The 14,285-nt window shown below is 66.0% G+C and carries 12 protein-coding genes; all 12 read right to left on the bottom strand.

What is annotated here, in order from left to right; translation table 11 throughout:
* Positions 1-47: 47 nt before the first annotated feature.
* The 12 genes from NY08_RS01220 to argS all read right to left on the bottom strand — a co-directional run bounded on the left by NY08_RS01220 (position 48) and on the right by argS (position 14,273).
* Positions 48-1,259: a glycosyltransferase family 4 protein gene (locus NY08_RS01220; RefSeq protein WP_045194478.1), complete on the bottom strand. Its 1,212-nt coding sequence runs from the start codon at positions 1,257-1,259 to the stop codon at positions 48-50.
* An 18-nt stretch (positions 1,260-1,277) separates the two neighbouring features.
* Entirely contained in the window at positions 1,278-1,940 is a 663-nt protein-coding gene (locus tag NY08_RS01215) for an L-threonylcarbamoyladenylate synthase (RefSeq protein WP_045194476.1), read from the bottom strand.
* Positions 1,941-2,006: 66 nt separating this feature from the next.
* Positions 2,007-2,891 (bottom strand): peptide chain release factor N(5)-glutamine methyltransferase, encoded by an 885-nt coding sequence (prmC, locus tag NY08_RS01210; protein WP_045194474.1) that lies wholly within the window; start codon positions 2,889-2,891, stop codon positions 2,007-2,009.
* A gap of 34 nt (positions 2,892-2,925) precedes the next feature.
* Positions 2,926-3,735, bottom strand: coding sequence for an SHOCT domain-containing protein (locus NY08_RS01205; RefSeq protein ID WP_045194472.1), 810 nt, complete (start codon positions 3,733-3,735; stop codon positions 2,926-2,928).
* 106 nt (positions 3,736-3,841) lie between these two features.
* Positions 3,842-4,918: a peptide chain release factor 1 gene (gene prfA / locus NY08_RS01200; protein ID WP_032393514.1), complete on the bottom strand. Its 1,077-nt coding sequence runs from the start codon at positions 4,916-4,918 to the stop codon at positions 3,842-3,844.
* Positions 4,919-5,015: 97 nt separating this feature from the next.
* A complete protein-coding gene (rpmE, locus tag NY08_RS01195; RefSeq protein WP_008715081.1) occupies positions 5,016-5,249 on the bottom strand; it encodes a 50S ribosomal protein L31 in 234 nt (77 codons plus the stop codon).
* A gap of 198 nt (positions 5,250-5,447) precedes the next feature.
* A complete protein-coding gene (gene rho / locus NY08_RS01190) occupies positions 5,448-7,517 on the bottom strand; it encodes a transcription termination factor Rho (RefSeq protein WP_045194467.1) in 2,070 nt (689 codons plus the stop codon).
* A 371-nt stretch (positions 7,518-7,888) separates the two neighbouring features.
* The gene (gene thrB / locus NY08_RS01185) at positions 7,889-8,821 is read right to left on the bottom strand and encodes a homoserine kinase (RefSeq protein ID WP_045194465.1); all 933 of its coding nucleotides are present in this window, start codon (positions 8,819-8,821) and stop codon (positions 7,889-7,891) included.
* A 19-nt stretch (positions 8,822-8,840) separates the two neighbouring features.
* Positions 8,841-9,908 (bottom strand): threonine synthase, encoded by a 1,068-nt coding sequence (gene thrC / locus NY08_RS01180; RefSeq protein ID WP_027497914.1) that lies wholly within the window; start codon positions 9,906-9,908, stop codon positions 8,841-8,843.
* Positions 9,905-11,206 carry a homoserine dehydrogenase gene (locus tag NY08_RS01175; RefSeq protein WP_032393511.1) on the bottom strand — a complete coding sequence of 434 codons (1,302 nt, stop codon included), beginning with the start codon at positions 11,204-11,206 and terminating at the stop codon, positions 9,905-9,907. The genes thrC and NY08_RS01175 overlap by 4 nt, the downstream gene beginning before the upstream one ends.
* Positions 11,203-12,624, bottom strand: coding sequence for a diaminopimelate decarboxylase (lysA, locus tag NY08_RS01170; RefSeq protein WP_045194461.1), 1,422 nt, complete (start codon positions 12,622-12,624; stop codon positions 11,203-11,205). Before lysA ends, NY08_RS01175 begins: the two co-directional genes overlap by 4 nt.
* Positions 12,621-14,273, bottom strand: coding sequence for an arginine--tRNA ligase (gene argS / locus NY08_RS01165; protein WP_045194459.1), 1,653 nt, complete (start codon positions 14,271-14,273; stop codon positions 12,621-12,623). Before argS ends, lysA begins: the two co-directional genes overlap by 4 nt.
* Between the last annotated feature and the right edge of the window lie 12 nt (positions 14,274-14,285).

The following is a 14,285-nucleotide window of genomic DNA, read 5'->3' as shown; positions in this document are numbered from 1 at the left end:
ACAGTTGTCGAGGGTACCCAGCACGCGACCGCGAACAGCCGACGGGATCAACCGCCCCGTCGAGCGCTTCGTACCCGCGACCCATGCGATCGATCCACCCTCAGTGTGGGTACAGCGGTGACGACCAGCGCGAACACCAGGCCGGCCGCGACCAGGAGCACCACGATTCGCCGATCCAACAGGGACGACCCCACCGCCCCGAAAGCGAGGACACCGACCCACAGATAGATCACCAGCACCACCCGGCGGTGCGAATGTCCGATCTGGAGCAGCCGATGGTGCAAATGCATCTTGTCGGGACTGAAGGGACTGCGCCCTGCTCGGGTGCGGCGGATGACAGCCAGCAGCAGGTCGAGGATCGGAATAAGCATCACCGCCCCGACCAGCAGCAGCGGCGACAGCAAACCCAACAGATCTCGTGGACCGTACGCCGTCAGCGGGATCCGCCCCGAGGCGCTCGTCGAGATCGTGGCCAGCGTCAGCCCGATGAGCATGGAGCCCGAATCTCCCATGAAGATGCGCGCGGGCTGAAAATTGTGCGGCAGGAACCCCAGGCACGCGCCCGCCAGCGCCGCTGCGATCAGCGCCGGTGGGTAGACGCCGACGTCGCCTCCCTGCTCTTGCAGCAACCCCACCGAGAAGATGCAGATGGCCACCGAGGAAATGAGCCCGAGACCGGCCGCCAGACCGTCGAGACCGTCGACGAAGTTCATCGCATTGACGATCACGACGGTGATCAGAACCGTCACCAATCCGGCCTGCAGTTGATCGAGAACCAGGGTGCTGCCCGGCTGACCGGGCTCGCCTCCCCACGGCTGATACAAGACGACCCAACTGACACCCATGATCACCAGCACGCCCGCTGCCGTTACCTGGCCGACGAACTTGGTGAGGGCGTCCAGGCCCCATCGGTCGTCGATGACGCCGACGAGCACGATCACGAAGCCCGCGACCAGCGCGGCCGGGATGTCGCGGTTGTAGGCGACATCGAATCCACGTGCCAGAGCGGGCAGCTGCGACGCGAACAGCAGCGCAGCCAGCATGCCCACGTAGATGCCCACTCCCCCGAGCCTCGGGGTCGCCTGTACGTGGACGTCACGATCACGTGGAACGGCGACGGCCCCGAACTTGACGGCGGCTACGCGGACCCCGCCGGTGGCGAAGAACGTGACCACTGCGGCAGTGAGAAAGACCAGCAGCAGCTCGCGGATCGGAACACCTGCACCCAGGTTCGACTGAGCCAGCATTTCGACGCTCATGCGGCGCGGACAGGCATGTCAGGACGCTCCCGGGACCAGGCTTTCGGCGGTGACACCGAGAACCTCGGCAATCTTCTCGGTGGGGATTGCACCGACCCGCAGAATTCGAGCTCGATCGCTCGTCAGATCGATGATGGTCGACGCCACCGCGTGATCGGCCGGTCCCCCGTCCAGATAGACAGCGGCCGAGCCGCCCAGTTGTTCTCGTGCCTCCGTCACGGTGGTGGCGGGTGGACTGCCGGAGATGTTGGCGCTGGACACCGCGAGTGGGCCGACCTCGCGCAACAGCTCGAGTGCAACCGGGTGCAGCGGCATCCGCAACATGACGGTGCCCTGGGCGTCGCCCAGATCCCAGGCCAGGGATGGAGCCTGCTGCACGACGATGCTCAGTGCGCCGGGCCAGAAGGCACGAATGAGATCTCGGGTGCGTGGTCGGACGCTCTGGACCAGTCCGTCGATGGTGTTCCACGATCCGACGAGCACGGGCACGGGCATGTCGCGTCCCCTACCCTTCGCGCGGAGCAGATCCGTGACGGCGCTGCCGTCGAATGCATCGGCGGCGATCCCGTACAGGGTGTCGGTAGGCATCACGACGAGTCGGCCGGACTTGAGGGCACCGCGGGCAGCGGTCAATCCGGCAGCGCGCGCGTCGGCTTCACGGCAGTCGTAGACGGTACTCACGGCACCTATCCTTCCACCTTCGATAACGAAGTGATGTCAGGTGTCGCCCGCCTGCCGTTCCCGTCGTCAGGCCGAGGCCGGGTGTGCCCGTGCGGCGACGACGAACCGGGGCCTACCCGCCAGATCCGGATGCGCGGTGACCTCGGTGAACACTCGTCGCCTGGACAGCAACGCCGCAACCTCGCTGCCATTGGAGTCGTCGTGTTCGATCGCGACGCAACCGCCGATCCGAAGCCAGCGGGCGATGTTGGCGATCATCGGTTCGATGACCGACAGTCCGTCCGCACCGCCGAACAGCGCCATGTGTGGATCGTGGTCGATCACCTCGGGATCGAGTTCTGCCCCCTCAGGGATGTAGGGCGGGTTGGCGACGATCATGTCGACTGCACCGTCGAGCTCGGTCAACAGGTCACGGGTCGTGACGTCGCCGTGGTGCAGTGCGATCGGGGAATCACCGAGGCCACTGCGCAGATCGGCATTGCGCCGGGCCCACGCCAATGCCGACGGGTCGAGTTCGACGGCATGGACGACGGCGTCGGGCCGAGCGTTTGCGATCGCCAGTGCCAATGCCCCCGAGCCCGTGCACAGATCGAGAATCACCGGCGGGTGGTGGTCGACGTTTTCGAGGAACGCCAGAGCCCAGGCCAACAACAATTCGGTTTCCGGTCGGGGCACGAACACGCCCGGTCCTACTTCGACGTCGATGTTGCCCAGCGACGTGGTTCCCGTGATGTATTGCAGCGGAATGCGTTTCGCGCGTTGCTCGACGGTTCGGAAGTACGCCTCGACGAGCTCGGGTTCCACGAGCGGCACCAGACCGAGACGGCCGCGATCGACTCCGACGAGGTGTGCGGCGAGCAGCTCCGCATCGACCCGTGGGCTCGGCACACCGGCAGCATCGAGCATCGATGTTGCTTCGAGGATGGCCAGACGTAACGGCTTGCGGCTCACTCGTACAGACTGCCACGAGGCTCCGACAGCCCGGTCACAAGCGCCCCAGCAACTCCGACTTCTTGGCGTGGAACTCGTCGTCGGTCAGGAAGCCTTTCGCGTGCAGACCCGCCAGCGCCTCGATCGCCGCCGTGATGTCGGAGATGTCAACACCCGACGGGTTGCTCCGGAGCGATTGGTTCGAGGACGGTTCCGAGGACGACGCGTGCGCGTGGGGCGGCGAGGCGGATTGCGGTGCCGGCTGGTTCTGCGAGTTCGTTCCACTCGACTGCTGGTCGACGCGAGGCAGGCTGCCGGCGGTGAACGTGCCGTACTGGCTGGTGAACTCCAGCGAGCCCGGTCCACCGCCCTGCTGTTGCTGAACCCCGCCGATGGAGTGATCGAGAGTGTCGTACACGGCCAGTTCGCCGCCGACCGACACGGCGAGGCGTCGAGAACCCGGGAACACGGCGTACTGCGAGCCGTTCTGACCACCGCTCGAGCTCGGCGTACCGAGATCCGACGGCCACCACGATCCGCCGCCGAACGAGTTGCCACCGAACGAGCCGCTGCCGGTCTCTCTGGGTGGGTACACCTGATGCTGCGAGAGCACCGCAGACAGATCGCGGCAGAGGCCGTCGACCCGGCTCTTGAGTCCGTGATCGAACATGTTGCCCACCATGGTCATTCCGCCGCGCATCCATTGCCCACTGCCGCCGAGCTCGGGAATGTTGAACTGCGCCATGCTGCCGCGGCCGTTGTTGACGGCGTCGAGCATGGTGCGGACGGCGTCGGTCGAGACGCCGTAGCGCGCCGACAGCTCGGACACGGCGTTCTCGCCTGCAGGGGTCAGGGCCTGGTTCATCTCTGGTGTGCCTCTCGGGCGCTGTTACGGGGTCGAACCTGGCCGCCAGGGTAACGCACCTATCCGTGAATCAGCCCGGCGAAATCTGTAAAGCTTTGCGCCGCAGCTACTCTGCCTGCATGCGCGCATCGCGGTCTGCCTTGGCGAGCGCGTCGAGCAACGCATCCATTTCCCCGTCGAGCAGAGCGTCGAGGTTGTGTGCCTTGAAGCCGATGCGGTGATCGGTGATGCGGTTCTCGGGGTAGTTGTAGGTTCTGATCCGCTCCGAGCGGTCGACGGTACGCACCTGGCTGGCTCGACCGGCCGAGGCCTCTTCGTTGGCCGCTTCCTCCGCGGCCGCCTGTAGGCGAGCGGCGAGAACCTGCATCGCGCGCGCCTTGTTCTGCAGCTGCGAGCGCTCGTTCTGGCAGGTGACCACGATGCCCGTGGGCAGGTGCGTGAGCCGGACTGCGGAGTCGGTGGTGTTGACGCCCTGTCCACCCTTGCCCGACGAGCGGTACACGTCGATACGCAAGTCGGACTCGTCGATCTGGACCTCTTCGACTTCGTCCGGTTCGGGGTACACCAGGATGCCTGCCGCAGAGGTGTGTACACGCCCCTGCGATTCGGTCACCGGTACCCGTTGGACGCGGTGGACTCCGCCCTCGAACTTCAGCCGTGCCCAGACGCCGTCGAGGGGATCCTTGGTCTTGATCGACAACGTCGCGTCCTTGTACCCGCCAAGGTCGGAGACGTTCGCGTCGAGCACCTCCACGCGCCACCCGCGGCGTTCGGCGTAGCGCACGTACATCCGTGCGAGATCGGCCGCGAAGAGCGCCGACTCCTCGCCGCCCTCACCCGACTTGACCTCCATCACGATGTCGTCGCCGTCGTGCGGATCGCGCGGTGCCAGCAGGTCGGTCAGAGTCTGCTCGAGCTGCAGCACCGTCGCTTCGAGGTCGGGAATCTCGGCCGCGAACGACGAATCGTCGGCTGCCAACTCCCGTGCGGCTTCGAGGTCGTCCTGCGCGGAGGTCAGCTTGGTGTGCGCGGACATGATGGGGGCCAGTTCGGCGAATCTCTTGCCCGCTCTGCGGGCCGCGGACGGATCGTTGTGCAGTGCCGGGTCGGCGAGTTGCTGCTCGAGTCCGGAGTGTTCGGCGAGGATGTCGTCGATGGCCGAAGGCTTGTCTGTTCTCGCCATGGTGGTGACTCACTCTCGAACGCGGGTGCAACTGAATGTGGACACAAAAAAGCCGACGCCCGCCCTGTGATGCACAGGACGGGCGTCGGCGAAACAGCTAGCTGTCTGCGTCGGCCTTCTTGCCGGCGCGCTTGCCGTAGCGAGCCTCGAAGCGAGCGACGCGGCCGCCGGTGTCGAGAATCTTCTGCTTGCCGGTGTAGAAGGGGTGGCACTGCGAGCAGACCTCGACGCTGATGCGCTCTTTGTCGGTGGTGCTTCGGGTCTCGAAAGTATTGCCGCAACCACAGACGACTGTCGTCAGTGTGTAGTCGGGGTGAATTCCTGCCTTCATGGTGTCCTTACCGTTCTCTCTAGTGGTCGCCGGGTCGTCTTCGCCGATCGAAGACGTGAACCGGAACCGGACTCGGCCGTTGATTATGCCAGAGCGTGCATCTGACCTGCTAATCGCCGGTACTTCTGTGCCGACAGATCCTTACAACGCGCGCACCTGTCGGCTTGTTCCCCGGACGCGACGTCCGGGGAACAACCGTCAGTCGTTCGCCCCGCCCGGCGCAGTCTTGGAGACTTCCATCAGGAACTCGAGGTTGTTCTTGCTCTTCTTCAAACGGTCGACCAGCAGGTCGATGGCCTGATGCGAGTCCAGTCCGGACAGCACGCGCCGCAGCTTGTGCACGACGGCAGCCTCGTCGGGAGCAAGGAGCAGCTCGTCGTGGCGGGTGCTCGACGGGTTGATGTCCACTGCCGGGAACACGCGGCGTTCGGCGATCTTGCGATCGAGCTTGAGCTCGGCGTTACCGGTGCCCTTGAACTCCTCGAAGATCACGGTGTCACCGGTGGATCCGGTTTCGACCATGGCCGTGGCGATGATCGTCAACGATCCGCCGTGCTCGATGTTTCGAGCCGCACCGAGGAATCGCTTCGGCGGGTACAGCGCGGTCGAGTCGACACCACCGGACAGGATTCGGCCCGATGCGGGCGAGCTGTTGTTGTACGCACGCCCCAGACGAGTGATCGAGTCGAGCAGAACCACCACGTCCTGGCCGGCCTCGACCAGACGCTTGGCCCGCTCGATCGCCAACTCGGCCACCGCCGTGTGGTCGCCCGGCGGCCGATCGAACGTCGAGGCGATGACCTCGCCCTTGACGGAGCGCTGCATGTCCGTCACTTCCTCGGGACGCTCGTCGACGAGGATGACCATCAGGTAGCACTCGGGGTTGTTGATCGCGATCGCGTTGGCGATGGCTTGCAGAACGCTCGTCTTACCTGCCTTGGGCGGGCTGACGATGAGTGCGCGCTGGCCCTTGCCGATCGGCATCACCAGGTCGATGATGCGCGTGGTCAGGATGTTCTGCTGCGTCTCGAGGCGCAGTCGCTGATTGGGGTACAGCGGGGTGAGCTTGCCGAATTCCGGACGCTTGCGCGCGGCCTCGACCTCTCCCCCGTTGACGGTGTCCAGTCGCACGAGCGGATTGAACTTCTGCCGCTGGCTCGACTGCTCGCCTTCGCGTGCCACGCGAACCGCACCGGTGACCGCGTCGCCGCGTCGAAGGCCGTTCTTGCGGACGAGGTTCATCGAGACGTAGACGTCGTTCGGTCCGGCGAGGTAGCCGGAGGTCCGGACGAACGCGTAGTTGTCGAGAACGTCGAGGATGCCGGCTACCGGCTGAAGAACGTCGTCCTCGCGGATCTCGGTGTCGCGCTCGCGGCCACCGCCACCGTCGTTGCCGTCGCCACGGTCGCGACCGCGACGGCGTTCGCGGAACCGACGTCCCCGACGTCCGCGGCCTTCGCCGTCGTCGTCCTGGTTGTTGTCGCGGTTGTCGCGCGGGCCGTTGTTGCGATCCTCGTTGCGGTTGTCGTTGCGACCGTCGCCCTGATTGCGATTGCGCCCGCCCTGATTGCGCCCGCCGCCGTCACGGTTGGAGTTGTCCCGATCACCCTGATTGCGGTTTCCGTTGTCTCGGTTGCCGTTCTCGCGGTTGGAGCCGTCCCGGTCGCCTTGATTCCGGCTTCCGGAGTCACGGTTGGCGTTGTCGCGGTTGCCGTCGGCGTCACGCGGTTCGCGCTCCGACCCGTCCTGGCGGTTGCGTTCGCCGCGACTACGACGGGGGCGCTCGGTGGCGGCGTTGTCCCCGGTCTCGTCCGGCTTCTCGGCCTGCGGCGCTGCTGCAGCCGAATCGGCGGCCGCGGGAGCGGATCCGGCCGAATCGTTGCTGTCGTCGAGTGGCAGTTGATCGGGGGCACCTGCGCGGCGACCCGCGGCCCGACGGCCGCGGGTGCGGCGACCCGTCTCGGGGGCGGAATCGGCAGCATCGCCCGATTGCGTCGCGGGTGCGTCCGCGGACGGCGCTTCGGGAGTCGACTGCTTCGGTGCCGCCTCCACTGCAGGCCGATCTTCGACGGCAGGCGCGGATGCAGCGGCACGACGCGACCTCGGTGCGTCGGACTTCGGTGCATCGGATTTCGGCGCGTCCGACTTGGCCGGTGCACTGCCCGACTGACGCTCGGAGATCGCAGCGATCAGATCGCCCTTGCGCATGCCGGAAATGCTCTTGATCCCCAGTTCACCAGCGAGGCTGCGCAGCTCGGTGAGAACCATTCCGGACAGGCCTGCACGTCGGCGTGACGTTTCGGGCGCAGAGATAAGTTCCGTATCGGTCACGGAGGTCCTTTCCTTCCCTCGCTCGCTCGATGCGCAGCCGAGGGTTCGTTCCGCAGTTCGGCGTTCTGCCGAACTCGGATATTGCCGTTCATGTTCGACGCACTCCGTCGACGACACCATCGATCCTCGACCGCAGAGAACCACGGGGAGGATCGAGTCAGGAGCGTCACATCACTCGGACGTTTGAATCCCCCGAATACAGCGACCTGATTGCCCTGACGAAACCGGCGTCTGAAGCGCACGATGTACGGACAGGGTTCACCATAGCGCCGTTGTCCCCACTCGGCAAGAACCCTACTCGGTGTTCGTCACGCGACGGTGACTCCGTCGGCCACGTCGAGGTCGAGCACTCGCCACCCCTCGGCCGACGCGGCCTCGCGCAGATCGGCCGGAAACTCGTCGGTGCACAGCGCCATGACCGTCGGGCCCGCGCCGGACACCACGGCTGCGATGGACCGCGCGCGCAAGGTGGCGATCCAGCGCGTGGTGTCGGGCAGCGCCTGAGCACGCTGACCTTGATGCAGCAGGTCCTCCGTCGCGGACATCAACAGATCCGGACGCTCGGTCAGCGCCACCACCGCGAGTGCACTTCGACTGACATTGAAGGCCGCGTCGCGATGGGGCACCAACTCGGGCAACAGTCCCCGGGTGTGCGATGTCGACGAGCGCTCGGACGGTACGAGCACGACGACCTTGATGCTCGGGTGCACCTCGAGCCGAACGGCCGCGTACTTGCGCGCCGTCACACTGGCATTGGGCGGTTCGCTCCACGACACGACCGCACCGCCGAGGCAACTCGCGGACGCGTTGTCGGGATGACCCTCGAATTCCGACGACAGCTGGACGAGCTGGCCCTCCGACAGCGCGAGCGACCGATCCACCTTCGCAGCGAGCGCATTGGCAGCCGCCAGGCCCCCGACCACAGCCGACGCCGAGGATCCGAGCCCCCTCGAATGGGGAATTACGTTGCGGCAGTGCACATCCAGGCCGTCGGCCCACACTCCGGCCGCTTCGAGTCCCCGCTCGATGGCGCGCACCACCAGATGCGTCGGGCCCCACGGCACGTCCGCCGAACCCTCACCGTCGACGTGAATCCGAAGTCCCGACGCGGTGGTCTTGACCTCGATCTCGTCGTACAGCCCCAAAGCGATTCCGAGACTGTCGAATCCGGGCCCGATGTTGGCACTCGACGCCGGGACGCGCGCGGTGACCGTCAGCCCGATGGGCAGTGTCGTCGTCATGGCCGGAGATTCCGTCAACTCAGGCCAGCTCGAGCGCAGCCGCGACAGCGACGGGATCGACCGAAATCGGCTCTACGACAGGCATTCCCGACAGCGCAGTGTCGGGATCCTTGAGGCCGTTTCCGGTGACCGTGCACACGACGGTCAGGCCCGGCTCCAGCCAGCCTTCCTTTCGAGCTGCCAGGAGTCCGGCGACACTGGCCGCGGAGGCGGGCTCGACGAACACACCTTCGGTCTTCGCGATCAACCGGTACGCCTCGAGGATCTCCTCGTCGGTCGCTGCGCGGAATGCTCCGTTCGACTCTTCCTTGGCATTGACGGCACCGTTCCAGGACGCGGGCGAACCGATCCGGATTGCGGTGGCGATCGTTTCCGGATCCTTCACCGGCGCACCGTGAACCAGAGGAGCCGCGCCCGCGGCCTGGACTCCGAGCATCCGCGGCTTGCGCGTGGTGAGACCGTCACGGAAGTACTCCGAGTAGCCACGCCAGTACGCGGTGATGTTTCCCGCGTTGCCGACCGGCAGTGCGTGGATGTCCGGTGCGTCGCCGAGGGCGTCGCAGATCTCGAAGGCTGCGGTCTTCTGCCCTTCGATGCGGACGGGGTTGACGGAGTTGACCAAGCCGATGGTCGGGAACTCGGCCGTCGTCTTGCGGGCCAGTTCGAGGCAATCGTCGAAGTTGCCCTGCACCTGGATGATCTTGGCTCCGTGCATGACTGCCTGAGCGAGCTTGCCCATGGCGATCTTGCCCTGCGGAACCAGTACGGCACAGCTCATTCCGGCCTTGGCCGCGTACGCTGCCGCGGAGGCCGAGGTGTTGCCGGTCGAGGCGCAGAGAACGGCTTCCTGGCCTCGGGCGAGCGCGTCGGTGACGGCCATGGTCATCCCTCGGTCCTTGAAGGAACCGGTGGGGTTGAGTCCCTCGACCTTCAGATGCACTGTGCACCCGGTCAGTTCGGACAGGTGCCCGGCAGGCAACAACGGCGTTCCGCCCTCGCGCAGCGTGACGGTCTTCCAATCCGGGCCGATCGCCAGACGGGAGCGGTATGCCTCGATCAGACCGGGCCAGGGGGTGTGGACGCTCATACGGTGGTGCCTTCCAATCGGAGAACGCTGGCGACGTTGACGACGACGTCGAGCTGCTCGAGGGATGCAACGGTGTCGGACAGTGCGGAATCGGCCGCGAGGTGCGTGACGACGACGAGCCTGGCTCCGTCACCCGAGCCCTGCTGACGCACCGTGGAAATGCTGACGTCGCGCTTGGAGAACTCGGCCGCCACCGTGGCGAGAACACCTGGCTTGTCTGCGACCTGCATGCTGACGTAGTAGCGAGTGAGGATGTCACCCATGGGGGCCACCTTGAGCTTGGCGTACTTGGATTCGAGTGGACCCCGTCCGCCGTAGAACTTGTTGCGAGCGGCCATCACCAGGTCGCCGAGTACCGCGGACGCGGTCGGCGCACCGCCTGCACCCTGGCCGTAGAACATCAGGCGGCCGGCCGCCTCCGCTTCGACGACCACGGCGTTGAACGCACCGTTCACCGCTGCCAACGGGTGGTTCAGCGGAACGAGCGCTGGGTAGACCCGAGCGGAGATTCGCTCCTTGCCCTTGGGCGTGACGATTCGCTCGCAGATGGCCAGCAGTTTGATGGTGCAGTCCAGGGATTTCGCGGTCTCGAGATCGTCCGCGGTGATCTTGCTGATGCCCTCGCGGTAGACGTCACCGGCCGTGACCCGCGTGTGGAACGCGATGGACGCCAGGATCGCGGCCTTCGATGCAGCGTCGTAGCCTTCGACGTCGGCGGTCGGGTCGGCCTCGGCGTAGCCCAGACGCCCTGCCTCGGCGAGGGTCTCGGCGTAGTCCGCTCCGGTCTCGTCCATGGCCGAGAGGATGAAGTTGGTGGTGCCGTTGACGATGCCGGCGACCTTGTTCACGCGGTCACCTGCGAGGGACTGCATCAGCGGGCGAACCACGGGAATGGCTCCGGCCACGGCGGCCTCGAAATACAGGTCGGCGCGCGACTTCTCGGCCGCGTCGGCCAGTTCTCCGGTGTACTCGGCCAGCAAGGCCTTGTTGGCCGTGATGACGGACTTACCCTTCTCCAGGGCAGAGAGCACCAGCTTGCGGGGAATGTCGATTCCACCGAGCACCTCGACGACGATGTCGACGTCGTCGCGGCCGACGAGTTCGGCCGGATCGTCGGTGAGCAGCTCGGGCGGAACTCCACGATCACCGTCGACCCGACGCACAGCGATGCCCCGAATCTCGAGTGGCGCACCGATTCTCGCCTCGAAGTCCTCGGCGTTCTCGGTGAGGATTCGAACGACCTCGCTGCCGACGTTTCCGAGTCCGAGTACGGCGACGCCTATCGGCTTCGATGTCATGGCTGAACCTCCAAGCTGAGCAGATCTTCGATGGTTTCCCGCCGCAGGATCAGGCGCGAATGCCCGTCCTTGACCGCAACCACAGCGGGCCGCGTCAGCAGGTTGTAGCGACTGGACATGGAGTAGCAGTAGGCCCCGGTGGCCGCTACCGCGAGCAGGTCACCCGGGCCGACGTCCGCCGGCATCCACGTGTTCTTGATGACGATGTCGCCACTCTCACAATGCTTTCCGACCACCCGAGCCACGAGCGCCTCGGCTTCGCTCGTGCGCGAGACCAGCCGGCAATCGTATTCGGCCTGGTACAGCGAGGTTCGGATGTTGTCGCTCATGCCGCCGTCGACGCTGATGTAGCGCCTGCGCGTCGTCTTGTCGACGGTGACGTCCTTGATGGTGCCGACCTCGTAGAGCGTGACGGTGCCCGGTCCGGCGATGGCGCGGCCGGGTTCCACGGCGATCGTCGGGACAGGCAGTCCTACTGCGGCGGATTCCGTCTCCACGATGGCAGTCAACTTCGCCGCGAGCTGCTCCACCGGCGGCGGGTCGTCGGTCGGCACGTACGAAATACCCATGCCGCCACCGAGATCCAGCGTCGAGATCTGGGAGGTCTTGTCGACGCCGAACTCCGAGACGATGTCTCGGAGCAGCCCGATGACCTTGTGCGCTGCCAGCTCGAAGCCGTCGACCTCGAATATCTGCGAACCGATGTGACTGTGCAGTCCCACGAGGCGAAGGTTGTCGGCAGCGAACACGCGCCGGACGGCGTCGAGCGCCGAGCCGTCGGCGAGCGAGAAGCCGAACTTCTGGTCCTCGTGCGCGGTGGCGATGAACTCGTGCGTATGCGCTTCGACACCGACGGTGATGCGGATCAGCACGTCCTGCACCACACCGGCCGCTCCGGCGACGTCGTCTAGTCGATCGATCTCGATGTTGGAGTCGAGTACCACATGTTCGACGCCTGCGCGCACGCCCGCCTCGAGCTCGGCGACCGATTTGTTGTTGCCGTGCATGGCAATTCGATCGGCCGGGAATCCGGCAGCCAACGCGATGGCCAACTCTCCCCCGGAGCAGATGTCGAGCGAGAGTCCTTCGTCGGCCACCCAACGTGCGATCTCTCCGCACAGGAAAGCCTTGGAGGCGTAGTGAACTCGTTCGGGTGCCCCGAACGCTGCCGCCATTTCACGGCAGCGCGAACGGAAATCGTCTTCGTCGACGACGAACAACGGTGTGCCGTACTGCTCTGCGAGCTCGGTGACCGACACTCCGGCGAGACGGACGGTGCCGTCCTCACCGCGCTCGGCGTTGCGGGGCCACACCTGCTCGGGCAGCGTCGTCATCTCCGACGCGTCGGCCGGGCGATGGGACATCGACTCTTTCGCGGGGGAATCGGCATGTTTGGGTCCTGCCGGATGTGCGCTCACATGCGCTCCGGTGCGCTGACGCCGAGCAGTTCGAGGCCGTTGGCCAGGACCTGCCGGGTCGCGTTCCCCAACGCCAGTCGTGCGGTGTTCACAGGTCCGGGCTCCTCGTCTCCTTGTGGAAGTACTCGACACGCACCGTAGAAGCGGTGGTACGCCCCCGCCAGCTCCTCGAGGTAGCGGGCGATCCGGTGTGGTTCGCGTAGTTCGGCGGCGCTGGCCACCACTCGTGGATACTCGCCGATCGTCCTGATCAACTCGCCTTCCTGCTCATGGGTGAGCAGGCTCAGATCCGGCTGCTGAGCGCTGATTCCCAGTTCGGCGGCATTGCGTGCGAGCGAGGCAAGGCGGGCGTGGGCGTACTGGACGTAGTACACCGGGTTCTCGTTGCTCGCGCTCGCCCACAGCGCGAGGTCGATGTCGATGCTCGAGTCGACGGACGAACGGATCATCACGTAGCGGGAAGCATCGACGCCGATGGCTTCGACCAGGTCGTCGAGGGTGATGACGGTTCCGGCACGCTTGCTCATCTTCACGGCCACGCCGTCGCGGACGAGGTTGACCATCTGGCCGATGAGCACCTCGACGGTCTCGGGGTCGTCTCCGAACGCAGCCGCGGCCGCCTTGAGCCGTCCGATGTACCCGTGGTGGTCTGCTCCGAGCATGTAGATGCACAGGTCGAAGCCGCGCTGCCGCTTGTTCTGGAAGTAGGCGATGTCGCCGGCGATGTAGGCGGCGTTGCCGTCGCTCTTGATGACGACGCGATCCTTGTCGTCACCGAAGTCGGTGGAGCGCAGCCACCAGGCCCCGTCCTTCTCGTAGAGGCTCCCCGAGGTCTTGAGGTATTCGACCGACTTGTCGACGGCCCCGGACTCGAAGAGCGAGTTCTCGTGGAAGTAGACGTCGAAGTCGACACCGAACTCGTGCAGGTTCGCCTTGATCCGATCGAACATCAACTCGGTGCCGATGGACCGGAACGCCTCCTCCCTGGCCTCGGTGTCCAGTGCGAGCGCGTCGGGTCGCTCGGCCAGCACGTGCGCTGCGATGTCGGCGATGTACTCACCCGCATAGCCGTTGTCGGGTGCAGGCTCACCCTTCGCTGCGGCGATGAGCGAGTGAGTGAAGCGCGCGATCTGAGCGCCGTGATCGTTGAAGAAGTACTCGCGGGTGACCTCTGCTCCGTGGGCGGTCAGGATGCGGCCGAGTGCATCGCCGACGGCGGCCCACCGGGTACCACCGAGGTGCACCGGGCCGGTCGGGTTGGCCGAGACGAACTCGAGGTTGACCTTCTTGCCTGCCATCGTGGAACCGTTGCCGAATGCCGCACCTGCGGCGAGTACGCGGGCGACGATCTCGCCCTGCGCTGCGGCGGCCAGCCTGATGTTCAGGAATCCGGGCCCTGCGACGTCGGCATCGGCGATGGCGGCGTCGGCGGCGAGAGCCTCGGCGAGCCAGCCGGCGAAGTCGCGGGGATTGGCTCCGGCCTTCTTCGCGACCTGCAGTGCCACGTTGGTTGCGTAGTCGCCGTGCTCGGGATTTCGGGGACGCTCGACGGTCAGCTTCGCAGGCAGGACGGATGCATCCAGGCCGCGGTCGGCAAGCACCTTCGCGGCGGTCGCGTGAAGCAGTTCGGCAAGATCGGCGGGAGTCACAGGTAGCTATCC

This window comes from Rhodococcus sp. B7740 (assembly GCF_000954115.1).
In the GTDB taxonomy this organism is placed as follows: Bacteria; Actinomycetota; Actinomycetes; order Mycobacteriales; family Mycobacteriaceae; genus Rhodococcoides.
This window is presented reverse-complemented; position numbering and strand designations above follow the sequence as displayed.

Coding starts and splice junctions, on each gene's coding strand:
- prfA (WP_032393514.1), bottom strand. CDS start 4,918: ATGGCGAGAACAGACAAGCCTTCGGCCATCGACGACATCCTCGCCGAA.
- thrC (WP_027497914.1), bottom strand. CDS start 9,908: ATGAGCGTCCACACCCCCTGGCCCGGTCTGATCGAGGCATACCGCTCC.
- NY08_RS01205 (WP_045194472.1), bottom strand. CDS start 3,735: ATGAACCAGGCCCTGACCCCTGCAGGCGAGAACGCCGTGTCCGAGCTG.
- NY08_RS01220 (WP_045194478.1), bottom strand. CDS start 1,259: ATGAGCGTCGAAATGCTGGCTCAGTCGAACCTGGGTGCAGGTGTTCCG.
- NY08_RS01175 (WP_032393511.1), bottom strand. CDS start 11,206: ATGACATCGAAGCCGATAGGCGTCGCCGTACTCGGACTCGGAAACGTC.
- thrB (WP_045194465.1), bottom strand. CDS start 8,821: ATGACGACGACACTGCCCATCGGGCTGACGGTCACCGCGCGCGTCCCG.
- rpmE (WP_008715081.1), bottom strand. CDS start 5,249: ATGAAGGCAGGAATTCACCCCGACTACACACTGACGACAGTCGTCTGT.
- rho (WP_045194467.1), bottom strand. CDS start 7,517: ATGGTTCTCACCGAGCTGCGCAGCCTCGCTGGTGAACTGGGGATCAAG.